This window comes from Mesorhizobium sp. B263B2A, assembly GCF_020165775.1.
Lineage (GTDB): Bacteria > Pseudomonadota > Alphaproteobacteria > Rhizobiales > Rhizobiaceae > Mesorhizobium > Mesorhizobium opportunistum.
The window spans coordinates 150,640-174,885 of sequence record NZ_JAIUIU010000003.1 but is presented as its reverse complement, the minus strand read 5'-3'; the positions used below and the strand labels follow the sequence as shown (position 1 = coordinate 174,885).

19 protein-coding genes are annotated in these 24,246 nt (G+C 64.5%); 10 read left to right on the top strand and 9 right to left on the bottom strand.

Going from position 1 to position 24,246, the window contains the following annotated elements:
• Positions 1–19 precede the first annotated feature (19 nt).
• Positions 20–2,596 (bottom strand): cell cycle histidine kinase CckA, encoded by a 2,577-nt coding sequence (gene cckA / locus LB568_RS08060; protein ID WP_224729808.1) that lies wholly within the window; start codon positions 2,594–2,596, stop codon positions 20–22.
• 329 nt (positions 2,597–2,925) lie between these two features.
• On the opposite strand from cckA, the gene LB568_RS08055 reads away from it, so the two are divergent.
• Positions 2,926–3,657, top strand: a complete 732-nt coding sequence (locus tag LB568_RS08055) for a flagellar biosynthetic protein FliO (RefSeq protein ID WP_224729807.1) — start codon at positions 2,926–2,928, stop codon at positions 3,655–3,657.
• A 121-nt stretch (positions 3,658–3,778) separates the two neighbouring features.
• On the opposite strand, the gene dksA is transcribed toward LB568_RS08055, so the two are convergent.
• Entirely contained in the window at positions 3,779–4,195 is a 417-nt protein-coding gene (dksA, locus tag LB568_RS08050) for an RNA polymerase-binding protein DksA (protein ID WP_006202025.1), read from the bottom strand.
• Between the two features lie 273 nt (positions 4,196–4,468).
• Between dksA and LB568_RS08045 the strand changes: the two genes are divergently transcribed.
• The 4 genes from LB568_RS08045 (at position 4,469) to LB568_RS08030 (ending at position 8,284) form a co-directional block, all read left to right on the top strand.
• Entirely contained in the window at positions 4,469–4,972 is a 504-nt protein-coding gene (locus tag LB568_RS08045) for a SixA phosphatase family protein (protein WP_224729806.1), read from the top strand.
• 76 nt (positions 4,973–5,048) lie between these two features.
• Complete coding sequence (locus LB568_RS08040) at positions 5,049–6,527, top strand: YcjX family protein (RefSeq protein ID WP_224729805.1); 1,479 nt, start codon at positions 5,049–5,051, stop codon at positions 6,525–6,527.
• Complete coding sequence (locus LB568_RS08035; RefSeq protein ID WP_224729804.1) at positions 6,524–7,633, top strand: YcjF family protein; 1,110 nt, start codon at positions 6,524–6,526, stop codon at positions 7,631–7,633. The genes LB568_RS08040 and LB568_RS08035 overlap by 4 nt, the downstream gene beginning before the upstream one ends.
• Positions 7,634–7,732: 99 nt before the next feature.
• A complete protein-coding gene (locus tag LB568_RS08030; RefSeq protein ID WP_013895267.1) occupies positions 7,733–8,284 on the top strand; it encodes a hypothetical protein in 552 nt (183 codons plus the stop codon).
• Between the two features lie 78 nt (positions 8,285–8,362).
• On the opposite strand, the gene LB568_RS08025 is transcribed toward LB568_RS08030, so the two are convergent.
• Positions 8,363–8,629 (bottom strand): hypothetical protein, encoded by a 267-nt coding sequence (locus LB568_RS08025; protein WP_013895266.1) that lies wholly within the window; start codon positions 8,627–8,629, stop codon positions 8,363–8,365.
• 246 nt (positions 8,630–8,875) lie between these two features.
• On the opposite strand from LB568_RS08025, the gene LB568_RS08020 reads away from it, so the two are divergent.
• Both LB568_RS08020 and LB568_RS08015 read left to right on the top strand, forming a co-directional pair.
• Complete coding sequence (locus LB568_RS08020; protein ID WP_224729803.1) at positions 8,876–10,711, top strand: monovalent cation:proton antiporter-2 (CPA2) family protein; 1,836 nt, start codon at positions 8,876–8,878, stop codon at positions 10,709–10,711.
• A 27-nt stretch (positions 10,712–10,738) separates the two neighbouring features.
• A complete protein-coding gene (locus LB568_RS08015) occupies positions 10,739–11,284 on the top strand; it encodes a DUF924 family protein (protein WP_224729802.1) in 546 nt (181 codons plus the stop codon).
• A 12-nt stretch (positions 11,285–11,296) separates the two neighbouring features.
• Here the strand turns inward: LB568_RS08015 and folK are convergent, their stop codons facing one another.
• The 3 genes from folK to folP form a co-directional block, all read right to left on the bottom strand.
• Complete coding sequence (folK, locus tag LB568_RS08010; RefSeq protein ID WP_224729801.1) at positions 11,297–11,809, bottom strand: 2-amino-4-hydroxy-6-hydroxymethyldihydropteridine diphosphokinase; 513 nt, start codon at positions 11,807–11,809, stop codon at positions 11,297–11,299.
• The gene (gene folB / locus LB568_RS08005; protein WP_013895262.1) at positions 11,793–12,152 is read right to left on the bottom strand and encodes a dihydroneopterin aldolase; all 360 of its coding nucleotides are present in this window, start codon (positions 12,150–12,152) and stop codon (positions 11,793–11,795) included. The genes folK and folB overlap by 17 nt, the downstream gene beginning before the upstream one ends.
• A gap of 73 nt (positions 12,153–12,225) precedes the next feature.
• Positions 12,226–13,110, bottom strand: coding sequence for a dihydropteroate synthase (gene folP / locus LB568_RS08000; RefSeq protein ID WP_224729800.1), 885 nt, complete (start codon positions 13,108–13,110; stop codon positions 12,226–12,228).
• 213 nt (positions 13,111–13,323) lie between these two features.
• On the opposite strand from folP, the gene LB568_RS07995 reads away from it, so the two are divergent.
• Both LB568_RS07995 and LB568_RS07990 read left to right on the top strand, forming a co-directional pair.
• Complete coding sequence (locus tag LB568_RS07995; protein WP_224729799.1) at positions 13,324–13,947, top strand: DUF922 domain-containing Zn-dependent protease; 624 nt, start codon at positions 13,324–13,326, stop codon at positions 13,945–13,947.
• 221 nt (positions 13,948–14,168) lie between these two features.
• Positions 14,169–15,647, top strand: coding sequence for an MDR family MFS transporter (locus LB568_RS07990; protein WP_224729798.1), 1,479 nt, complete (start codon positions 14,169–14,171; stop codon positions 15,645–15,647).
• Between the two features lie 15 nt (positions 15,648–15,662).
• Here the strand turns inward: LB568_RS07990 and LB568_RS07985 are convergent, their stop codons facing one another.
• From LB568_RS07985 to LB568_RS07975, 3 genes are all read right to left on the bottom strand, one after another.
• Entirely contained in the window at positions 15,663–16,694 is a 1,032-nt protein-coding gene (locus LB568_RS07985; protein ID WP_140569306.1) for an NAD(P)/FAD-dependent oxidoreductase, read from the bottom strand.
• An 82-nt stretch (positions 16,695–16,776) separates the two neighbouring features.
• Positions 16,777–17,097 carry a 2Fe-2S iron-sulfur cluster-binding protein gene (locus tag LB568_RS07980; RefSeq protein WP_013895257.1) on the bottom strand — a complete coding sequence of 107 codons (321 nt, stop codon included), beginning with the start codon at positions 17,095–17,097 and terminating at the stop codon, positions 16,777–16,779.
• A gap of 97 nt (positions 17,098–17,194) precedes the next feature.
• Positions 17,195–17,563 (bottom strand): Hpt domain-containing protein, encoded by a 369-nt coding sequence (locus LB568_RS07975; RefSeq protein WP_224729797.1) that lies wholly within the window; start codon positions 17,561–17,563, stop codon positions 17,195–17,197.
• Between the two features lie 273 nt (positions 17,564–17,836).
• Here LB568_RS07975 and LB568_RS07970 point away from each other — a divergent pair, with 273 nt between their 5' ends.
• Entirely contained in the window at positions 17,837–24,130 is a 6,294-nt protein-coding gene (locus LB568_RS07970) for a kinesin (protein ID WP_224729796.1), read from the top strand.
• Positions 24,131–24,246 lie beyond the last annotated feature (116 nt).

Genomic DNA, 24,246 nt, shown 5'->3' with positions numbered 1-24,246 from the left:
GTGCGGGGCAACGGACCAATTAGGACTCGAGCACGTCCTTGACGATCGTCGCCAGTTGCTTGAGCGAGAACGGCTTCGGCAGGAACCCGAATTGCGCGTCCGCCGGCAGGTTCCTGGCGAATGCGTCCTCGGCATAGCCAGACACGAAGACGAACTTGATGTCCGGCTGACGCTTGCGCAATTCGCCAAGCAGGGTCGGCCCGTCCATTTCCGGCATCACCACGTCCGAAACGACGATGTCGACCTTGCCGCCAAGCGCTTCGAACACTTCCAGCGCCTCGACCCCCGAGGAGGCCTCGTGCACCGTATACCCGCGCGAGGTCAGCGCCCGCATGCCGCCCATGCGCACGGCATCCTCGTCCTCGACCAGCAGCACCGTGGCGGATCCGGACAGGTCCTTGGTGCTGTCGGCCGGTTTGGCCGGCGCCGCGCTCGGCGCTTCACCGGGCTCGGCCGCCGTCTTTGCTTCTGCGATGTGACGCGGCAGGAAGATGCGGAAGATCGATCCCTTGCCGACTTCGGAATCACAGAAAATGAAGCCGCCGGTCTGCTTGATGATGCCGTAGACCATCGACAGGCCAAGGCCCGTGCCCTTGCCGACTTCCTTGGTGGTGAAGAACGGCTCGAAGATCTTCTTCAGCACGTCCGGCGCGATGCCGCTGCCGGTGTCCTCGACTTCGACCACGACATAGTCGGCCGCGGTGAGTTCGCGGTAGGGGAAGGTCTTGCATTCCTCGGTGGTGACATTGCGGGTGCGCACCGTGAGATCGCCGCCGGCCGGCATCGCATCGCGCGCGTTGACCGCCAGGTTGACCACCACCTGCTCGAACTGGCCGATATCGACCTTGACCGGCCACAGGTCGCGGCCGTGGTCGACCTTCAGCTTGATGTCGTTGCCGACCAGGCGAGCAAGCAGCATCCTGAGATCGGCGAGCACATCGGTCAGGTTCAGCACCTCCGGCCGCAGCGTCTGCTTGCGCGAGAAGGCCAGCAGCTGCCTGACCAGCGAGGCCGCCCGGTTGGCATTCTGCTTGATGTTCATGATGTCGGGGAAGGACGGATCCGACGGCCGGTGATTGGTCAAAAGCAGGTCCGACGCCATGATGATGGCGGTCAGCACATTGTTGAAGTCGTGCGCGATGCCGCCGGCAAGCTGGCCGACCGCCTGCATCTTCTGGCTTTGCGCCATCTGGCCTTCGAGCGCCTTCTGCTCGGTCGTGTCGACGGCGTAGACGATGGCCGATTCCTCGGCGCCCTCGCCGCCAGTGCCGTCGGCGACGGCATTGACGTAGAACCGGATATGCCGGTCTTCGTTGCCGGGCAGCACGGTGTCGATCGGATCGATGTCGGCCTGCCGTTGCCGGGCCTTCTCGAAGGCGGCGGCAAAGGCCGGCCGGTCGCGCCCGTGGATCACCGTATCGAGCCGCACCCGGCGATCCACGGCATCCCGGTCGACGACCGAGGAAAACAGCGACAGGAACGGCGCGTTGGTGCGCAGGATGCGCCCGCTGGCATCGACGCCGGCGATCGCCATCGGCGTCGAATTGAAGAAGCGGGTGAAGCGCACTTCCGAAGCGCGCAGATCGGCGGAAGCATCCTCGCCCTGCGTGCGGTTGAGCACGATCGTGCGCGTCGGGCCGCCAATGCCTTCCCGGCTGGCCGAAACGCGATGCATGAAGCGCACCGGCAGCGCTTCGCCGGTCATCGTCGTCAGGTCGAGATCGATGACGGCGTTGCGTGTCGTGCCGGGATCGGCCTTGACCGAGCGCACCAGCGCCATGCCGTCACCGGCGACGATATCGGGCAAGCTCACCGCGCCAGGCGTGAAGCTGGCGAGATCGATCCCCAGCCATTCGGCGAGCGTGGCGTTGATGTAGGTGACGCGGCCGTCCTGATCGGCGGAGAAGAAGCCTGCCGGCGCGTGGTCGAGATGGTCGATGGCCTTCTGCAGGTCGAGGAAGAAACGCTCCTGCTCGGCCCGCTCCTGCGAAATATCGGCGAGTTGCCAGGCCAGCATGGGCAGCCGCTGGCCCGGAACGCTGAAGGCGCGCGCACGGGCGCGGTACCAGCGGGCGCCCGGTTCGGCGCCGGGCCGGATCGATTGCGCCAGCCGGAATTCGCCGTCGCCAGGCTGGCCGTCGCGCAGGCCGGAGGCCAGCCGGTAGATGGTCACCGAGGCCTCGGGAACATCCGAAAGCAGCCCTTCGACTGTCTTCAGGTCGGCGGCCGACGACGCCCCGGTCATGTCGGCGTAAGCCCGGTTGGCGTAAACGACGCGGCCCTTGGTGTCCGTGACCAGGAGACCCTGCGACATCGAATCCACGAAGGCCTTGGAGAGTTCGTCGCCGGTCGAGCGCGGCGTGATCTGGACGAAGCCGATCGCGGTCGCGAACAGGAAGCCGACGCCGATCATCGCCAGCACGCCGAGCATGCCGAGCAGGAAGGGATCGCCGAGACGCTCGCGGAACAGGCCGAAGACGATCGCGGCCCCCGTCAGAACGACGATGAAGATGATGAGCCGGGTGACCGCGCCGGGTCGCGTGTTCTGGTCGACGATCGGTACCGGATAGAAATCGGCTCGCGCTTCCTTGGCCATATGCCCCCTGCTCGTGAAGTCCGACGTTCCGGCACCCGCCCTCTAATGCATGTCGCCCAAAAATGATTTCGGTTTTGGGAAAACGACCTGCATGAAAACAAGGACCTAAGGCGCGTCGCATGAATCGGCTTCAGCGCGACGCGCTTTAGCCGGTTGAATCACATTCTCCTAGTCCGGAAAAGGCCCGGGCGGCAAATGTCAGATAAAAATGATGCCGACCGGCCCTCCTAGTGTTTCAAGCTGTTCACGATGCGTGAAAGGTAACTTGCGGTGGCCAGCCGCAACGGTCTAGTGTCGCCTCACTTTCCAAAACCGACCAGGGGAAACCAATGCAGTGGCTGGATAGCGTGGCGGGCCCCGGTTATGCGGCAGCACTCCTGTGGACCTTCGCCGCGCTGATCCTGCTGGTCATCGTGCTTGTCATCATCAGGCTAGTCCGCAACCTGACCTTCGGCACCTTTGTCGCCGGCGGCCGCAACCGCAAGACGCGGCTGGCCGTCATGGACGCCACCGCCGTCGACAGCCATCGCCGGCTGGTGCTGGTGCGCCGCGACGATATCGAGCACCTGCTTCTGATCGGCGGCCCGACCGATGTCGTCGTCGAACGCGATATTCGCCTTGCCGCGCCGCGCCGTCCGGCGCTGACCGGAGATGGCGGCCTGCAGCCTGTCCCGGCCACCGCGGCCCCGGCAAAGCCGCGGTCGCCCCAGCCCGCCCCCGCGCCTCCAAGACAGGCACCGGCGCCGCAGCCGGTGACCGCGGCAATGCCCGCCCGCCCGCGCCCGGCAGCGCCGCCACCGGCGCCCGCACCGCAACCCTATCAGTCGACCAATGTCACGCCGCTGCCCGCCTATGGCTCCGCCAACGCCAATGTCGTCAAGCACGCGCCGCCGCCGTCAAGGCAGGATAGCATCGACGACACTCTGATGAGGGAACTCGAGGTTTCGCTCGACCAGCCTCGCTCCGGCGGCCCGGTGGGCAAACCGGCGGCCAAGGCGCCGCAGTCCCTCGACGACGAAATGACCAAGCTTCTGGGCGAACTGTCCAGCCAGAAGAGGTAGCGCGCCTGAGCCGCTTGCCGGTGGACTGGGCTGATTCGGCGCTGAGGTCTCGACAAAAAATGGCCGGTTTCCCGGCCATTTCAACATCGATGTCACCGCAACTCAGCGCGGGAAGTATGGCTCAGTCGTCGCGGTAGACTTTCTCGCGGCGCTCATGCCGCTCCTGCGCTTCGATCGACAATGTCGCGATCGGGCGCGCATCGAGCCGCTTCAGCGCGATCGGCTCGCCGGTTTCCTCGCAATAGCCGTAAGTGCCTTCGTCGATGCGCTGCAGCGCCGAATCGATCTTCGAGATGAGCTTTCGCTGGCGATCGCGGGCCCTGAGTTCGATGGCACGGTCTGTTTCCGAAGAGGCGCGGTCGGCGAGGTCCGGGTGGTTGGCGTTTTCCTGCTGTAGGATTTCGAGAGTTTCGCGCGCTTCGCGCAATATGTCATTTTTCCAGGTGACGAGCTTTAGGCGGAAGTAGGATTTCTGCCGTTCGTTCATGAACGGCTCGTCTTCGGAGGGTACGTAATCGGCGGTAACGATGTCGTTCATTCGACTCACCCAAACAGCCCCAAATTTGGCGCCTATATATTCGCGACCAAACGCCTGCACAAGCGCAATCGGCCACCGACTCACGCAATTGTTAAAGTATCCCGGCGGCCCTCCTTGGGGCGAGATGCCCCTGATTCGATGGAGAAAGTGCGTCAACCCTTTGCCGCGCAGTCTCCTGTGATTCATCGCGCCGAGAACACGAACCATTGTGCGCCAAGCCGTTCTCGTGGCTAATCGCGGTGCGGTTTCGGCTTTCGGCGTCATGGAGGTTGGGTGAGCAGGCTCTATCTGTTACGGCACGCCAAGGCCAGTTGGGCGCTGCCCGGCATGCGCGATTTCGATCGCCCGCTCGATGCATCCGGCCGCGCCGATGCCGAGATCATCGGAGCGGCCATGCGATCACGGGGCTATGTTCCGGACCTGACGCTGTGCTCCAATGCCAAGCGCGCCAAGGAGACACTCGAGGGTCTGGCCGGCCAGACCGACACCGGCAAGGTTCTGTTTTTCGACACGCTCTACAGCGAGGACGCGGCCGGCTATCTCCGCCTCATCCGGGAGCACGGCGGCCCGGGTTCGCTGCTGGTCATCGGCCACAACCCGATGACGGAGGACCTCGCCATGGCGGTTTCGGGCGACGGCGACGAGACGGCGCGGGCAATGCTCAATCATGGTTTCCCGACCTCGGGCCTGGCGGTGGTGCGTTTCCTCGACGATCTGGCGAAAGCGTCCCAGCACGCCGGCTATCTCGAAGCGTTTCTGACACCGGCCGATCTTTGATCCCGATTTCCCGCACCATTTCAAAGCCCGGTTCCAGAACCTATATCGGACGGACCGCAGCCCGAGAGATCACATTTTGGCATCATCGCTGACCACCTTCACCGACGAGGCGAGAATTGCCCTCGATACGCTGTCGGGACGGGCCTCAGGGCTTTTTTCTCCGTCGATGCGGTTGGGCGTTACAGGGCTTTCGCGCGCCGGCAAGACGGTGTTCATCTCCGCCCTGGTCCACAATCTGATCCACGGCGGGCGCCTGCCGCTGTTCGAGGCGCAGAAGTCCGGGCGTATCGCACGCGCCTTCCTCGAAGAACAGCCGGATGACGCCGTGCCGCGCTTCCAGTACGAAGATCACATCGCCGCATTGGTCAACGAGCGCGTCTGGCCTGATTCGACGCGCGCCATTTCGGAACTGCGGCTGACCATTGAATACGAATCGGCCTCCGGCTGGAGCCGCATGTTCTCGTCAGGCAAACTGTCGGTCGACATCGTCGATTACCCCGGAGAATGGCTGCTCGACCTGCCGCTGCTCGGCAAATCCTTCGCCGATTTTTCACGCGAGGCCATTGAAATGGCCACCTTGCCGGTGCGTGAGGACCTGTCGCAGGCCTGGCGGGCGATATCCGAAGAGATCGACCCGAACGCCGACGCCGACGAAATGACCGCACGCCGCCTGGCCGAAAGCTTCGCTGCCTATCTCAAGGCCTGCAAGCTCGACGAAAGGGCGCTTTCGACCCTGCCGCCCGGCCGCTTCCTCATGCCTGGCGACCTCGAAGGCTCGCCGGCGCTGACTTTCGCGCCGCTGCCTGGCCTCGGCGACAGGCGCCCGCGTAGCGGCTCGCTCCATGCCATGATGGAAAGGCGCTACGAGGCCTATAAGACGCATGTCGTCAAACCCTTCTTCCGCGAACACATCACCCGTCTCGACCGCCAGATCGTGCTGATCGACGCCATGCAGGCGCTGAACGCCGGCCCCGGCGCCATGGCCGACCTGGAGCGGGCGGTAACCGAGATTCTGGCCTGTTTCCGTCCCGGGCGGGGCAGTTTCCTCACCGACCTGTTTTCGCGGCGCATCGACCGCATCCTGGTCGCGGCGACCAAGGCCGATCACCTGCACCACGAAAGCCATGACCGCTTGCAGGCGATCGTGCGTCGCCTGGCCGACCGTGCCGTGGCGCGGGCGAATTTCACCGGCGCCGACGTCGATGTCGTCGCCATGGCGGCGGTGCGCGCGACCCGCGAAGGCACCGTCAAGCAGGGCCGCGAGACTTTGCCGGTCATCATCGGCACGCCGATCGCCGGCGAGAAGATCAACGGTGAAACGTTCGATGGAAAGACGGAAACCGCTATATTTCCCGGCGATCTACCGGAGAAAATTGATGCGGTGTTCGATGTTTCGGGCCCGGATCACAGACAGGACTCCACCGACCCGGCAATCCGTTTTGTCCGGTTCCGTCCGCCAAAACTCGAACGCACGGCCGAAGGCGTCACGCTGTCGCTGCCGCATATCAGGCTCGACCGTGCCCTGCAGTTCCTGATCGGAGACCATCTGGCATGATCGCGCCCCGCAAGCCGGCGGCCTTCCGCATCGAGCCGGAGGCCGCGCCGAGACAACAGACGTCACAGCCGCGCCCGGACGAGCCCTCGCGCAAACCCCGAGCGATGAAGCCCGGCGTCGCGCTGGTCATCCCGGCGGAAGCCGACGTCTTCGACGAACCCGACATCATCGCCGCCGAACCGCCGCCGGCGATCGCCCCCAGGAAGCGCTCGCTGTTCGGCAGCATTTTCTTCGGCGCCATTGGCGTGCTGGTTTCGCTGGCCGTCGGCCTGTGGACCGACCAGCTCATCCGCGATCTGTTCGCGCGCGCCGAATGGCTGGGCTGGCTGGCCGCCGGCATGGCTGTAATCGCCGTGCTGGCGCTGCTGGTGATCCTCATCCGCGAATTCCTGGCGATCGCCCGCCTCGCCGAAGTCGAAAAGCTGCAGAAGCGGGCGCTGGATGCCATCGCCCGCGACGATCCGAAGGCGGCACGGTCGGTGGTCGACGAGCTGTCTGCCTTCGTCGCGGCCAAGCCCGAGACGGCGGCCGGCCGCCGCGCCCTGTCCGAACTGCGCGGCGAGATCATCGACGGTGGCAATCTGGTGCGCCTGGCCGAAGCGGAGATTCTCGGCCCCCTGGACGCCAGGGCCAAGGTGATGATCCTCGAGTCCGCCAAGCGCGTCTCGCTGGTGACGGCGGTCAGCCCGCGGGCGCTTGTCGATGTCGCCTATGTAGTGTTCGAGGCCGGGCGCCTCATTCGCCGCCTGTCGGAACTTTATGGCGGGCGGCCGGGAACGCTGGGGTTCTTCCGCCTGGCGCGCAGCGTGCTGGCGCATCTGGCCGTCACCGGCTCGATCGCTGTTGGCGACAGCTTCGTCCAGCAGATTGTCGGCCACGGCCTGGCGGCACGCCTTTCGGCCAAGCTTGGCGAGGGCGTCGTCAACGGCATGATGACGGCGCGCATCGGCATTGCCGCGATGGAGACCGCGCGTCCCCTGCCCTTCAGCGCCGCGAAGCGCCCGGGCCTGGGCGATTTCCTCTCGGCGCTGACATCGTTTGCGACGAGGAAAGGGGCCGAAACCGCCGAGCCCGGCAAACAAGGTTCGAGCCTTCGAGATGGTTGACAGATTGCGCTTTCGAGCACCGAAAGTGACGAAGCATTAACCAATCTTCTTCATGGTCGAACCGGTTTCAAACAGCCTCTTTGTTGCCGGGTGTCGTCGATGAAAAGCGTAATTCTGTCCAGCATCCTGCCTCTCGCCGCCGCGATCACAGCGGTCGCCGGCATCGCCTCGGGGGCGTCGGCGGCGGAGCCGGACAAACAATTCTTCCATTCGGCCGAAGGCAAATGGGTTGGCCCGGGCGAGATCGTCGCCGGCAAGTACAAGGGCACGAAGTTCAACTGCAGCTTCACGGGCTCGACGCCCGACGGCAAGATGGGCATGACGCTCGACGGCGGCTGCCGGGTCGGCATGTTCACCCAGCAGATGTCGGCCAAGATCGAGCGCAAGGGCCGCGACTACAAGGGCTCTTTCATGGGCGGCGCGGCCGGTTCCGGCCTCGACATTATCGGCGGCAATGTGGTCGACGCCCGCAAGGTGGTCTTCACCATCAACCGCAACCAGCTGCGCGGCGTCATGCAGGCGCGCATTCCCGACGACAATTCGATGACGGTGACGGTTGCCGTCCGCGTCGCCGATCAGCTTGTCCCGGTGATCGGCATGAGCCTGAAACGCGTCGACACCGTCGAAGTCGGTTCCATCGCGCCGAACTGACCATCCTGGATCTTGCCCAAAACAAAAAAGCGGCGACCATCAGGCCGCCGCTCGGTTTTGATCCCATCGAATCAGGCGTTAGCCCTTGATCGCCGTAGTCAACTCGTCATAAGCCTTGCAGGCGTCAGCCAGCGTGGTGGCGCCCTGGTACTTCGTTGTCACCGCCTGGACCTTGGCGGTCAGGTCAGCCGCCTTGGACGGATCCTTGGTGATCGCTTCCTGCAGCGCGGCGGCCATGTCCTGCGCTTTCTTGGTGGCGATCTCCGCCGTGCACTCGGGCGCCTTGGAGCAAGCCGAACCGGCCAGCACCGCCAGGCCGACGGCAACAAACAAAAACTTCTTCATGTCAGTCATCTCCTCAAAAAGGGCGCGACTTGATCGTCGCGCCCTCCAATGGCCGAAGCCGAGCGTCCTTAACCTCTGATTGTGGCAAGAAGCAACGTGGTTGCGGCGTCAACTTGTGTATCGCGCCTGCAACATCGCCTTGGTCCGGATTCGGGGCTGTTCGATCCCCGCCGAAGCCCGTATCTTTGCGCCCTTGTCACACGACTTCACAATCCAAAACGATCCTCGAACGAGCGGAATGACGGCATGGCGGCAGAGGCATCGGGCAGCGATCTGGTCCAGGTGGTGGCGCTGCTTGCTGCCGGCGTCGTCGCCGTTCCCATCTTCAAGCGCATGGGGTTGGGCTCGATTCTCGGCTACCTGGCCGCCGGCGTGGTGATCGGACCGTTCGGCCTGCGCATCTTTTCCGAATCGGAAGCCATCCTCCATGTCGCCGAACTCGGCGTCGTCATGTTCCTGTTCATCATCGGGCTGGAAATGCAGCCGTCGCGGCTATGGGGCCTGCGCCGCGAGATTTTCGGGCTCGGCGCGTTTCAGGTCGGCGTCTGCGCGATCCTGCTCACCGGCGTTGGAATGGCCGGCGGGTTTCCAGTCTCGCAATCCTTCGTTGCCGGCGCCGGATTCGTGCTGACCTCGACGGCAATCGTCATGCAGCTCCTCGAGGAACGCGGCGAAATCGCCTCGCCGAAAGGCCAGCGCATCGTCTCCATCCTGCTGCTGGAAGACCTCGCCATCGTGCCGCTGCTGGCCCTGATCGCGTTCCTGGCGCCTGGCGGCGCCGATACCAGCCTGTCGGAGCGGCTGACAGAGGTCGGTATAGGCCTTGCCGCGATCGTCGGGCTGGTGGTGGCCGGGCGCTATCTGCTCAACCCCTTCTTCCGCATCCTGGCGGATGCCCGTGCCCGCGAAGTCATGACGGCCGCCGCGCTTCTGGTCGTGCTCGGGTCGGCGCTCGCCATGCAGCTCAGCGGCCTGTCGATGGCGATGGGTGCGTTCCTGGCCGGCGTGCTTCTGTCCGAATCGACCTTCCGCCATCAGCTCGAGGCCGACATCGAACCGTTCCGCGGCATCCTGCTCGGCCTGTTCTTCCTCGCGGTCGGCATGTCGCTCGACCTGCATGTGGTGGCCGCGAACTGGAAGCTGATCGCCATCTATGTCGTCGCCTACATGGCAATGAAGGCGTTCGGCATCTATGCCGTCGCCCGAATCCTCAAGACAGGCCATCGCGAAGCGCTGGAACGTGCGGTCTTCATGGCGCAAGGCGGCGAATTCGCCTTCGTTCTCTATTCGGCCGCCGCCGCCGTCGGCATCATCGACAACCAGGCCAATGCGACACTCACCGCCATTGTCATCATCTCCATGGTGCTAACTCCGCTGGCCATCGTGGCGTTGCGGTACCTGACGCCGCGCGACGAGCAGTCGCTCGATGGGGTCGATGTCGCCGACGGTCTGAGCGGCAGCGTGCTGATCATCGGCTTCGGCCGCTTCGGGCAGATCGCCAGCCAGCCGCTGCTGCTGCGCGGCATCGATGTGTCGATCATCGACAACGACGTCGAGATGATCCAGGCGGCGGCCGACTTCGGCTTCAAGGTCTATTATGGCGACGGCACGCGGCTCGATATCCTCCATGCCGCGGGTGCCGGCAGGGCGCGCGCCGTGCTCATCTGCGTCGACAAGGCCAATGCCGCCGTTCGCATCGCCGAGCTTGTCAAAGCCGAGTTTCCGTTGCTGACCGTACTGGCCCGCGCCTTCGATCGCGGCACGGCACTGCAGCTCATTCGCGCGGGCGTCGATTTCCAGCTGCGCGAGACCTTCGAATCGGCGCTGGTGTTCGGCGGCTCGGCCCTGGAATCGCTCGGCGTGGATCCGGAGGACGTGGCCGAAACGATCGAGGATGTCAGGCGCCGCGACACCGACCGTTTCGAAACCCAGCTCGCCGAAGGCATTCGCGCCGGACAGCGTTTTCTCAGGGGCAATATCGGAACGCCGATTCCGACGCCGCTGTCCACGCCGCGACGTGCCGGTCAGGCCCTCAATGAAGAGACGGCCGGCGTCCTGCATAAATCCGAAACTGCCGATTGAACCCGCCGATTGAATAGGGAACCACGCATGGAATTGGACAGCAGAGCCCTGTCGGTCACCAAATTCTGGCGTGACGCCGGCGAGGACGCGTGGTTCGAGAAGAACGAGGCCTTCGACACCGACTTCCGCAATCGTTTTCTCGACCTGCACTATGCAGCCGCGCGGCGCGAATGCGACGGCTGGTCGGATCATGCCGAAGGCTCGCTGGCGCTGATGATCCTGCTCGACCAGTTTCCACGAAATTGCTTTCGCGGCACCGGCCATATGTATGCAACCGACCCGCTTGCCAGGCATTTCGCTCAAAAAGCGGTTTTGGCCGGCCACGATCTGTTGCTCGAACCGGAACTCCGCGTATTCCTCTATCTGCCGTTCGAACACTCCGAACTGCTCGCCGATCAGGAAAGGTCCGTGGCACTCACCACCGCCAATGCGCCGGACTACCTCAAATATGCCGAGGAGCACCGCGACATCATCCAGCGCTTCGGCCGCTTTCCGCACCGCAACAGGATGCTCGGCCGCGAAACCACGCCGGAGGAAAAGGCATTTCTGGACGGTGGTGGTTTCTCTGGCTGATGCCCAGCCCGCCTAGTGTAGCCACCAGTCGCGGCCTGATGGCAGTCGCTCGATGCCTGATGCGTCGACGGCCCCCAAGCGCTCGGCCACGCTACGGCCGGCAACCGCCACACCGGGCGCGATCTCGGCCAGCGGCGCCAGGACGAAGGCGCGTTCCAGCATGCGCGGATGCGGCACTTCCAGCCCCGTCTCATGGATGACACGGTCACCGAACACCAGAATGTCGATGTCGATCAGACGCGGCCCCCAGCGCTCCTCGCGCACCCGCTTCAGCTTGCGCTCCGCGTCGAGGCAGAGGTCGAGCAGCGCGCGAGGCGAAAGCCGCGTCGACAGTTCGGCGGCAGCGTTGAGGAAATCCGGCTGGTCGAGCTTGCCCCAGGGCGGCGTGCGGTAGAGCGAGGAGACGGCGGCCACGCTTGTATCGGCATCGGCGTCGAGAATGCGCAGCGCCGCGGCCATCGAGGCCGCCGGGTCGCCGAGATTGCCGCCGAGGCTGAGATAGACGGTGTTATTCTGGCCAGACAACGGTCACCTCGACGTAATCGAGCACGCCGGGCACCGGTGCGTTGGGCTTGCGCACGGTGATTTCGGCCTTCCTGATTTGGGGAAACCGTTCCGTCAGCGCCTTTGCCACCTCCATTGCCAGGGCCTCGATCAGGAAGCGCCGCTCGCCGGTGATGATCTTCTCGATCACCATGAAGGCGATGCCATAATTGACGGTCTCCCCGATCGCGTCGTCGACAAGGGCGCGTCCAGGGTCAACGGACAGCACCGCGTCGACATAGAAACGCTGGCCGAGCGCCTCCTCCTCGTCCAGCACGCCATGCCGGGCAAAGAAGGCGCAATTCTTCAAGCGAATGACATACATGGCTCAGCGTCCCGGTCCTTAGAGCGACGTGCGTCCACTTGGACGCACAAAGCACGCTCTAACACTTTTGAATCTACGCATCGTGCTTTCCGAAAATCGATCCCGATTTTCGGGCCGATGCGGCGGTTTCGCGCGCCAGCATAGCATCCGCCATGGCCAGCGCGTCCACGTTGATTGCGACATCGTGGACGCGAAACAGATGCGCGCCCTTGAGCCTGAGAATGACGCTGGTCGCCGCCGTTCCGGCAGCGCGGTGGGCCGCATCGCGGCCGGTGACGGTGCCGATGAAACGCTTTCGCGAGGTGCCGGCCATCAGAGGAAAGCCGAGCCCATGAAGCTCGGAGAACCGCGCCATCAGGTCGAGGTTTTCCTCCGCCGTCTCCTTGGCGAAGCCGAAGCCGGGGTCGAGCACGATATGGTCGTCGGCGACACCGTGCCCGCGGGCAATCTCCAGCGATTCTCCCAGGAAAGCCAGCTGGTCGGCAATGACGTCGGGCAGCTTCTCGCGATCCCGCCCGGTATGCATGACAATGAGCCCAGCGCCGGTTTCAGCCGCGATGCGCGCAATGTCAGGCTCGCGCTGCAAGCCCCAGACATCGTTGACGATGTGCGCGCCGGCAGCCACCGCAAGGCGCGCGGTTTCGGCACGATAGGTATCGACGGAAATCAGCACGTCGCCGGCGCTCGCCAGCGCCTCGATTACAGGCAGGACGCGCGCCTGTTCCTCCCCGGCCGATACCGCGCCAGCGCCGGGCCGGGTCGATTCTCCCCCGACATCGACAATCCCCGCCCCTTCGGCGATCATGCGGCGTGCCTGGGCCAGCGCCGTCTCGGTTGCATCGAACAGGCCGCCGTCGGAAAAGCTGTCAGGGGTAACGTTGAGGATGCCGGCAACCACGGCTCTTTCGCCAAGGTCGAGATGGCGTCCATGGGCCAGTTGCCATCGCCTCGCCGTCATTGCTCGTCAACCTTGGAGCATGATGCCGAAAGATGTGAAGCGGTTTTCGGACGACATGATGCTCTACCCCTTTGATTTGGAGGCGGATTCAGATTTCAGGTCGATCCGACCAGAAATCATCCGACTCTAGGCTCATCAACGATGTGTGATCCGCGCCGGATCAATTCCGTTGCGCCGGCAACGGCCGTAAAGCAAGGTGCTCGAAGAGGCAACATGATGAAACGATCCCTGCTCTGCGCACTGCTGCTTGCCATGACCGCCATCCCGGCGGGCGCGGCCAACCTCGTGAAGACATACAGCTATTTTTCCATCGGCGGCAGCACCCTCGACGATATCGAGACGCAGCTTTCCAAACGCGGGCCACAGGTCAAGAGCACGGGCTCCCGCCACCCCGGCGCCACCCAGATGGCGTTCACCACCCGCATCAGCTACGCCCGGCAGGCAGGTTCCTGCCGGATCGCCGACGCCGCCGTGACCGTCAAGGTCAAGGTGATCCTTCCAGAATGGCGCCGCCCGCGCAAGGCGGACGCCGACGTGAAGCTGTTCTGGGACACGCTGTCGGCCGACATCAAGCGCCATGAGGAGCGCCATGTCGAGATTGCCAAGAACCATGCCCGCAAGCTGGAAGAGGCGCTGAAGGCGACCTATCCGCGGAAAGATTGCGATGCGGCAAAGGCCAAGGCGGCCCAAATCACCGCCGCCGTCCTCGCCGAGCACGACCGCGCCCAGGTGCAGTTCGACCGCGTCGAGAGCGTCAATTTCGAAAGCCGCATCCTGCGGCTCCTGCGCTATCGCATCGAGCGTATCGAGAGTGGCCAATTGCGGCCGCCGGCCTGAATTTTCCTCGACGCGTCCATGGCGCCAACCCGGTCGAAGCGTAGTGCCAGATTCGAAAAATTTGCGAGCGGCGGTCGAAATCGGCCTATAGGGAACGACATATCACGGGTTGGCAGCGCACGACCCATCGAGCACGAGCACCACGACCGATCGCGTGGCGGACGCACCAGGCCGGCCCTGTCGGTGAACCGCACGCCGCGCAAGCACATGGACAAAAGACTATGGACCAGGCTGTCGACAAGCAGACCATGACGGCTGCAGCCACGCCGCTGACCGAAAGCGAGAAGAACGCCATCATCGCCGGCGTGCTTCTGTCGATGCTGTTGGCGGCGCTCGATCAGACCATCGTCGCGCCGGCGATGCCGACCATCGGCCACGCGCTCGGCCATGCGCAGTATCTGCCATGGATCGTCACCGGCTACCTCCTGACCGCGACCGCCATGGCACCGCTCTACGGCAAGATCTCGGACGTTTATGGCCGCCGGCCAACCGTTTATGCCGCCATCCTGATCTTTCTCCTCGGATCGGTGGTCAGTGCGATGGCGCCAAACATGTTTGTGCTGGTCGTCGGCAGGGCCATCCAGGGCGCCGGCGGTGGCGGCCTGTTCACCTTGACGCAAACCGTCATCGGCGACCTCGTCCCGCCACGCGAACGAGCGCGCTACGCCGCCTGGATTTCCGGCACCTGGGCCGTCGCCAGCATCGCCGGGCCCCTGCTTGGCGGCACCTTCGCCGAACATCTTCACTGGTCCCTGATTTTCTGGATCAACATCCCGCTCGGCCTGCTGGCGATGGCGATCATCAACAACCCGCTCAAGAAGCTGCCGATCGCCGCCAAGCATCATCGCATCGACGGCCTGGGCGCGCTGCTGCTGGTCGCGGCCACGGCCTTGCTGCTGCTGGCGCTCAACTGGGGCGGCAGCGAGTATCCGTGGCTGTCCAGCGAAATCCTCGGGCTGCTGGCGGCGTCCGCGGTTTTCTGGGCGGCGTTTTCGCTGCGGCTGCTGCGCGCGGCCGAACCGCTCATCTCGCTTGAAGTGCTGAGCAACCCGATCGTCCGCGCCGGCACCTTGTCGATGTTCCTTCTGCAGGCTGCCAACATAGGCCTGGCGGTCTACCTGCCTGTCTACCTGCAGTCGATCGTCGGCCTTTCGGTCAGCGAGTCGGGTCTTGCGATGCTGGGGCTGCTGCTTGGCACCGTGGCCGGCGCGACATTCAGCGGGCGAACAATACCGCGCTTCGTCCACTACAAGCGGATCGCCATGGTGGGCGTGCTCTTCTCGATCATATGCCTCGGCCTGCTCGCCCTCGTCGCCGGACACGCTTCGCTGCTGGTTGTCGAAGTCCTGACGGTCTGCATCGGCCTGGGCAGCGGGACGACCTTCCCGGTCGCCACCGTATCGGTCCAGAACGCCGTCGACCGGGCGCATCTTGGCGTCGCAACCGGCGTGCTGACCTTCCTGCGTTCGCTGGGCAGCGCGCTGGGCGTTGCAATGCTCGGCGCCGTCGCCCTCGGCTATGGCCTGCCGCTGGCCGGCGAAGGCACGCTGGCCGTCGGCCAGGTCATATCTGCCGAGCCCTTCGTGATGATCTTCCTTGTCGCCGCGGCGACGCTGTTCCTGGCGCTGATCACGCTTGCATTGATGCCGGAGAAACCGCTTCGCGGCCAGGCCGAGCACCCGCCGGTGATGGCCGAGTAGAACCGGTCAGCCAGGTCACTCCACCACGCCGAGCTTCTTTTGCAGGCTCGTGGACGAGGTCGTATACTGGAACACGATACGTTCGCCGGGGCTGATGATGCGCTTGGCGGCCTGCGCCATCAGCGCCACCTCGTGAAAACCCGACAGGATCAGCTTCAGCTTGCCGGGATACCAGTTGATGTCGCCCACCGCGAAAATGCCGGGCACCGATGTCTGGAACTTCTCGGTGTCGACCGGGATCAGGTTCTCGTGGAGATTGAGCCCCCATTCCGCGATCGGGCCGAGCTTCATGGTCAGGCCGAAGAACGGCAGCATGCGGGTGCAAGGCACCTCGACATCGCCCTCCGGACCACCCTTGATGGTCGCGGATGAGAGCTGGCCGTCGGCGCCGGTGAGCCCGGTCACCTGGCCAACCCTGAATTCCAGCTGCTTCATCTCCTGCATGGCATACATCTTGTTGACGCTGTCCGGCGCCGCCCGGAATTCGGGCCGTCGGTGAACCAGCGTGACGCTCTTTGCCACCGGCTGCAGGTTCAGCGTCCAGTCGAGCGCCGAGTCGCCGCCGCCGACGATGACCAGGTCGTGGCCGCGAAAATCCTCCATCCGGCGCACCGAATAGAAGACGCTCTTGCCTTCATAGGGTTCGATGCCGGGGATCGGCGGGCGCTTCGGCTGGAACGAGCCGCCACCGGCGGCGATCACCACCACCTTGGCCTCGAACACCTCATTTTCGTCCGTGGTGACGCGAAAGCTGCCATCCTCCAGCTTCTCGAGGCTGGAAACCATCCGGTTGTAGGTGAAATCCGGCTTGAACGGCGCGATCTGCTCAAGCAGCTTGTCGACCAGCCCCTGCGCCGAGATCGAAGGCCAGCCGGGAATGTCGTAGATCGGCTTCTCCGGATAGAGTTCCGCGCATTGGCCGCCCGGCCGGTCGAGAATATCGATCAGATGGCACTTCATGTCGAACAGGCCGAGCTCGAACACCGAAAACAGGCCGACCGGCCCTGCCCCGACAATGAGGACGTCTGTGCTGATGGTGCCGGTCATGCGCTCTGCCTCGCTGCTGTGTTGGCGTGAGACTGCATGACCACCGGCTCGCTGCCAAGCGGCAGCGGGAAAAATCGGCTTTTCAGCCCTGGCGCTCCGGCACCCGCACGACGAGGCCGTCGAGCGCGTCGCGCACCTTGATCTGGCAGGAAAGCCGCGAATTCGGCTGGACCTCGTAGGCGAAGTCCAGCATGTCCTCTTCCATCGCCTCCGGCTCTCCGACTTCGGCCGTCCACGCCTCATCGACATAGACATGGCAGGTCGCGCAGGCGCAGGCGCCGCCGCACTCCGCCTCGATCCCCGGCACGGCGTTGCGGATGGCGTTTTCCATCACCGTCGAGCCGTTCTCGGCATCCACGTCGAAATGTGTGCCGTCATGGGCGATGAAGGTCAGTTTTGTCATTTGTCACCTGAGAGTTTCCGCCGAGATAATCACTCCGGCAGACAAGTCAACTGCCGCGCGAAAGCGCCGCTCGGTGACGTTTTTCCGCAAACCGGGATCAGCGATTGATGGCGGCGATGAAATCGCGCACTTCGTCGATCAGCGTGCCAAGCCGTTTGAGTGTCTGACCGTCCTCCGGACGACGCTCGATTTCGGTGGCGCAATCGGCGATGGCGAAGGCGCCGACGCCGCGCGCCGAGCCTTTCAGCCCATGCGCCAGCAGAAGCCGGCCCTTGACGTCGGCGTCGACTATTTTGTCGCGCACAGATAGCGCCTGCTGTACAAACAGCGCCAGCACCTCTTGCTCGAGGGCGCGATCGCCCATCGTTTGCCGGGCAAGGTGTGCCAAATCGACCGGCCGGGACTGCCTCGTTCCCGATACGTTGCCCCCGGGCATTGAGAAGGCAATGCCGCTTTCGCCACGCATGAACTCGAACTCCGTTTTCTTCGGTCGCCTGAAAAACTAGGCGCATCCAGTGGACAACGGGTTAATGAGTGGCCCGGAAAAATGTTGCGAAAGCGGCACCGGAATCACGCTTCTGTTAACCTTATATTTAAAGTTTTACGTATCCCACGGAATGCATGTTTTCTTTACCCCCCTGTGTCATTACGATACGAGGGGTCCATTTTCAGCCTCCTGCGCGGGGGTACGACAAAGACAATTATAAGCCCGCGGCAGCTAGTACAGGGTAGCGAAGGCATGGCGAAGAAACCAACGACGACGACGAGAACTCTCGACAACGATGTAGCCAGGGAACTGGAAAAAGCGCTCGATATCGACCTCAGCAGCGATACTGACGGTGATCTCGATATCGCAGCTTCGATGGAAGATCTGGAAGCACAGATATCCCAGGCCGCCGACGAATTGGCACGAGAGGGGCGCAACCAGAAGCCGGAGCCCACCGTCAGTCAGGCCCAGCCCGCCAAGCCCGCGCCAAAAGCCAAGCCCGCCGAACTGCGGCCCGTTGAGACGCGCAATGGCAATGGCACACAGGCGACAGGCTTCGGCACACAGGCGACGGGCTTCGCCCCGGCCAATGACGATCGCCAGAAGGACTACAAGACACTCCTGCACAGCCTCAACCGGCGCGCCTCCAACACCGTCTATTGGGTCATTGCCTTTGTTTCGCTCGCCTGGATCGCGGGCGCCGGCGGATTGGCCAACCTGCTTTTCGGACCGAGCATCTGGCGAATCCGCACGCTCGACCAGTTCTTTGCCCGCCCCGAACTGATTGGCCTCGCCGTCGCGGCGATCGTGCCGGTCATCCTGTTCTGGGCCTTCGCGGCGATGATCCGTCGCGCCCAGGACATGCGCATTGCCGCCCAGTCGATGACCGAAGTGGCTTTCCGCCTGACCGAGCCAGAAAACCTCGCCCAGGATCGCGTCATGATGATCGGCCAAGCCGTTCGCCGCGAGGTCGCGGCCATGGGCGAAGGCATCGAACGCACGCTCGCCCGCGCCGTGGAACTGGAAACGCTGGTCCATAGCGAAGTCAACCAGATCGAGCGCTCCTATTCGGAAAACGAGACCCGCATCCGCTCGCTTGTCGACGGGCTCGGCAGCGAGCGCGAGGCGGTCGTCACCCATGCGGAGCGTGTCCGCGCCTCGATTTCGGGTGCGCATGAAACGCTCAAGGAGGAAATCGGCGCCGCCAGCGACATCATCCGCGACTCGATCCTCAACGCGTCGACCAAGCTGTCGATGACGATCACCAATTCCGGTGACACGCTCATCGACCGCATCAATGAAAGCTCGATGTCGATCTTCGATTCGGTCGAAGGCCGCCTCGACACCATTACCGACAGGCTGTCGACCTCCGGCGAGGCTTTTGCCTCCCTGCTCGACACCCGTATCGCCAAGTTGACGGACACGACGGACGGCCTGACCCGGTCGTTGACCGACCTGCTCGACGATCGCACCACCGGGATGGTGTCGCTGCTTGGCGGCGCCGCCCGCACCCTCAATTCCGAATTCGAAGCCAGCCTCAACGGCATCGAGCGCACGCTCGCCGAACGTGGCCAGGCGCTGATCAGCGAATTCCAGACCCGCGCCGAGGCGCTCGACACCGGCACGCAGAAGCTCAACGCGGCGCTCGAGGCCCGCGCCCGCCAGATCAACGAGACACTGGTCGAACGCGCCCGCGAAATCGCCCACACCTTCGCCGAAAGCAAGGATACGTTGTCCGCGATGATCGATCAGGGCAAGACCCAGATCGGCGCCGACATGGCCGACATCGTCAACTCGACATCGACCATGCTGGAGGCTCGCGCCAGCGACTTTGCCGGACGCATGGAAGCGGCGCGTCATGTCGTCTCGCGCTCGTTCGATTCCGATATCCAGCGCCTTTCCGATGCCCGCGTCGGCATCGAGGAAGCCGTCGAGAACCACAGCCGCAAGCTGTCCGAAAGCCGTGAGCGCATGGCGGCCGCCATGCAGGAGGACCTGGCGAAATTCGACGAGAGCCGTGCCGGCATCGATGCCGCGGTGACCAACCAGGTGCAGAAGCTGGCCGAAGGCCGCAGCCTGATCGCGCGTGCCCTCGAGGAGGATCTGCGCAAGGTCAACGAATCGCGCGCTGCCATCGATGCGTCGCTCGGCAGCCATCTCGAAAGGCTGGAGGAAGGCCGCAACCGGCTCTCCCTGGCTCTGAACGAAGACTCCGGGAAGCTCGTGCAAGCTCGTACCATTATTGATGAAATGGTTGCCGGACATGTCGGCAAACTGGCTGAAGGCCGCAACATCCTGTCGCGTGCCCTGGAGGCCGATCTCGGCAAATTGTCCGACAGCCGCGCCGACATCGATGGCCTCGTCGCCGGTCAGGTCGAGAAGATCGCCGAAGGCCGTGCCGTGCTCGCCAAGGCGTTGGAAAACGACATCGCCGGCATCAAGAGCCTCATCGAGTCGCACTCGGCAAAGCTGGCCGAAGACCGCAGCCTGCTCGGCCGTTCGCTCGAGGACGACCTTTCGGGCATAAGGAACCTGATCGAAGATCATTCGGGACGGCTCTCCAACGACCGCAGCCTGCTGTCGCAGACGCTCGAAGCCGACCTTGCCAAGCTGGCCGAGAGCCGCTCGAGCATCGACGGCTTGGTCGCCGGCCAGGTCGAGAAGCTGGCCGAAGGCCGCGACATCCTCAAGCGGGCGCTGGAATCGGACCTCAACACCATCAAGGGCGTCATATCCAGCCAGTCGGAGAAACTGGCCGAGGACCGTGGACAGCTTTCTCGGGTCCTGGAAGCCGACCTGCAGAACGTGAACAGCGTCATCGCCGACCACATGAACAGGCTCGTTCAGGACCGCTCGACCCTGTCGAAGGCTCTCGAGGACGACCTTGCCAAGTTGGCCGAAAGCCGCTCCAGCATCGACGGTCTGGTCGCCGGTCAGGTCGAGAAGCTGTCGGAAGGCCGCGACATCCTGCGGCGCGCCCTGGAAGCCGACCTCAACACCATCAAGAACACCGTCGCCGACCAGTCGCAGAAGCTGGTCGATGACCGTGCGCAGTTCGCCAGGGCACTCGAAGCCGATCTCGAAAGCGTCAACAGCCTTGTCAACAGCCATTCCGAACGGCTCGTCCAGGATCGTTCGACGCTGTCGAAGGCGCTGGAGGACGACCTCGAAGGCGTCAACACCCTTGTCAACAGCCACGCGGACAGGCTTGTCCAGGAACGTTCGACCCTGTCCAGGGCACTCGAGGACGACCTTGCCAAGCTGGCCGAAAGCCGCTCCAGCATCGACGGTCTGGTCGCCGGCCAGGTGGAGAAGCTGGCCGAAGGCCGCGACGTTCTCAAGCGCGCGCTCGAAGCCGATCTTGCCAAGCTGGCCGAAAGCCGCTCCAGCATCGACGGCCTGGTTGCCGGCCAGGTGGAGAAGCTGGCCGAGGGCCGCGACATTCTCAAGCGCGCGCTCGAAGCCGACCTGCAGAAGCTGACCGAGAGCCGAGGCGACATCGACGGCATCATCGCCGGCCATGTCGGCAAGCTGGCCGAAGGCCGCGACATGCTGAGCCGCGCGCTGGAAGAGGATCTCGGCAAGCTCGCCGAGACCCGCAAGGACGTCGATCGCTCGCTGTCTGGCCACATCGATCAGATCGCGGCCAGGAGCACCGACATTTCCACCGCGATCGCGGCCGACGTGGAAAAGATCGAAGAGGCGTTCAGTCGCCAGACCGGGATCATCGAGGAACGCGCAGGCACCATGGAACGCGCGCTCTCGACCGGCGTCGACAACGTCCGCAACGTGCTCGAAAAGAGCGCCGTCTTCGTCGCCGGCGCTTTGCGCGAAAAGGTCCTTGAAGTCACCAGCGCGCTGCATGAGCAGGCTGGTGCGGCGTTCAGCGACGCCGATCGCAAGATCGCCGAGCGCGCCGAACAGACGTCCGCCGCACTGCTGGCGCGGGCCGAAGACATCGCCCGTACCTTCGAGGATGCGGATCGTCGTCTCCATGCCCGTGCCGAAGACACTTCGAACGCCTTGCTTGCCCGGGCGGACGATACTTCCAGCACGCTGCTGGCCCGCGCCCACGAAACCGCCGACCAACTGGCTGCCCGTGCCAGCGAGATCGCCGGAACCTTCGACATGGCCGACCAGAAGCTCGCCGCCCGCGCCCAGGAGACCGCCGATCAGCTCTCCGCCCGCGCCAACGAGATCGCCGGCACCTTCGACGCGGCCGACCAGAAGCTTGTTGCCCGCGCCGTCGAGACGGCACAGTCGCTGGCCGCCCGCGCCGGTGACATCCTGCGCAACTTCGAAAGCGCCGACCAGCGGCTCGGCGTGCGCATCGGCGAATCGGCCGAGGCGCTCGCTGCCCGCGCATCGGACCTCGGCCGCATCTTCGATGCCGCCGACCAGCAATTGGTGTCGCGCATCGCGGAAGGTTCGGACGCGCTGTCCAACCGCGCTTCCGAGATCGGCCGCATCTTCGAAGAGGCCGACCAACGCCTGGTTTCGCGCATTGCCGACAGCACGTCGACGATCGGCGAGCACGCGCAGACCATCGTCGGCGCCTTCGCCAACACCGAGCAGAGGGTCGCCGATCGCGCGCGCCAGACCGGCCAGGAACTGGCCGTGCATGCCCGCGAAATCGAGCAGGCGCTTGCCGGCGCCGACGAGCGTCTCGCATCGAGCGCGGCGGCCGCGGCTGCCCGTGTCGAGGAGCAGGTCGCCAACGTCGAGAACCGGCTCGCCTACACCGCCGAGACGATGGGCCAGAGGCTCAACGAGCAGGTCTCGAGCGCCGAGGCACAACTGGTGTCACGCGCCAATGTGATCGCCGAGACCTTCACGGCGGTCGGCCAGCATATCGGCCAGAGCACCAACGACGCCGCCAAGACGATCGGCGCCAACACCCGTGAGCTCAACACCATGCTCGCGGCGCGCTCCGCCGAGATGTCGAAGATCCTCGACGAAACCGCCCGCCCATTGGTCGAGCGTTTCGCACAGGGCGGCTCGGAACTGCAAAAGAGCATGGAAGAGGTCACGGAACGCGCCACCGAGAAGCTGCGCAGCGAGAATGCAGCCCTTGTCAACGCGCTCGCCAGCCGCACCGCCGAGACCTTGTCGGCGGTCGAAGGCGCGCGCTCGTCGCTGTCCGACAGCGTCGCTGACCTCATCGGCCGCATGACCAAGTCCAGCTCGCAGCTCGGCCAGCTGATCGAGCAGGCCGCGGTCAATCTCGGCGAGGTCGACGAACGCCTGACCGGCAGCACGCAGAGCTTCGCGGCCACCACCGAAAAGGCGGCACAGACCTTTGCCAGCTCGGCGCGCCTGGTCGATTCGAACACGACAAGGCTGACGGACCTGTCCTCGTCGACCTTGCGTGAAGTCGCCTCGATCGCCACCAAGTTCGACGAACACAGCCGTCTGCTGGCCAGCGCCTCGGACCTGTTGAGTTCGGCCCAGAGCAACCTCGAACACACGCTCGAAAGGCAGTCGTCGCTCGAGGATCTTGCCGTCGGCCTGGTCAAGAAGTCGGAAGATCTCGAAAGGGTCATGCGCTCGTTCGAAAACCTGGTCGGCCAGACGCTGCAGAACGCCGAAGGCAAGACGATGGAGTCGGCCGACAAGATCCGCAACGCCATCACCGACGTCGTCGATTCGGCCACCAAGCGCTTCGCCGATGCGACCGAGGAGATGCGGCGCACGGCGGGCTCGATCAAGAGCGAGCTCGACCTCACCCGCGCCGAGCTCAAGAAGGGCGTCATCGAGATGCCGGAAGAGGCAAAGGAATCGACCTCTGCCATTCGCCGCGCCGTTTCGGAGCAGATCAACGCCCTGAAGGAGCTCTCGGATATCGTTGCCAAGTCCGGTCGTGGCGGCGGCGATGGCTCGGAGCAACGTCCCTTGCGCCCGGCGCCGCAAGCGCCGGCGGCACGCCCCGCCGAGCCGCCGCGTCGCGCCCCGGCCCCGCAGCCGGAGCTGCGCACGCCTCAGGCGCCGCTGGGTGGGACCGCGCTGCGCGGCGCGCTCGACCTCGATCGTCCGGCCGAGGCTGCACCGCGCCCTCGCGCTGACGCCAATACCCGCACGCCGCAGGGCGGCTGGGTACGCGATCTCTTGACCGCGGCATCGAACGAAGGAGACCTCAGGCCCACGGCGCCTTCGGCGCCCGCGGAAGCACCACGCGCGGCCCCTGCCCAGCGCTCGCCGCTACATGTCGTGGAATCGCTGAACTCGCTCTCCGTCGATATCGCGCGTGCCATCGACCACGATGCCTCGATCGAATTGTGGAACCGCTATCGGCGCGGCGAGCGGGACGTGTTCACGCGTCGGCTCTACACGCTGAAGGGCCAGCAGACGTTCGACGAGATCCGCCGCAAGTACCAGGCCGAGGCCGAATTCCGTGCCGCCGTCGACCGCTACTGCGACGACTTCGAGAAGCTGCTCAAGGATGTCTCGCGCAACGACCGCGATAACATCATGGCGCAGACCTACCTGACGTCGGACACCGGCAAGGTCTACACCATGCTGGCCCACGCCAGCGGCCGGCTGCACTAAAGCCAGGAATTGAACAGGCGGGACCATGGTCCCGCCTGTTGTTTCTCCAAACCTCCGGCACGCGCTTAACCTGCCAACAACGACTGTTGCGAGCCGATGGATGCGTCGGGGACCTC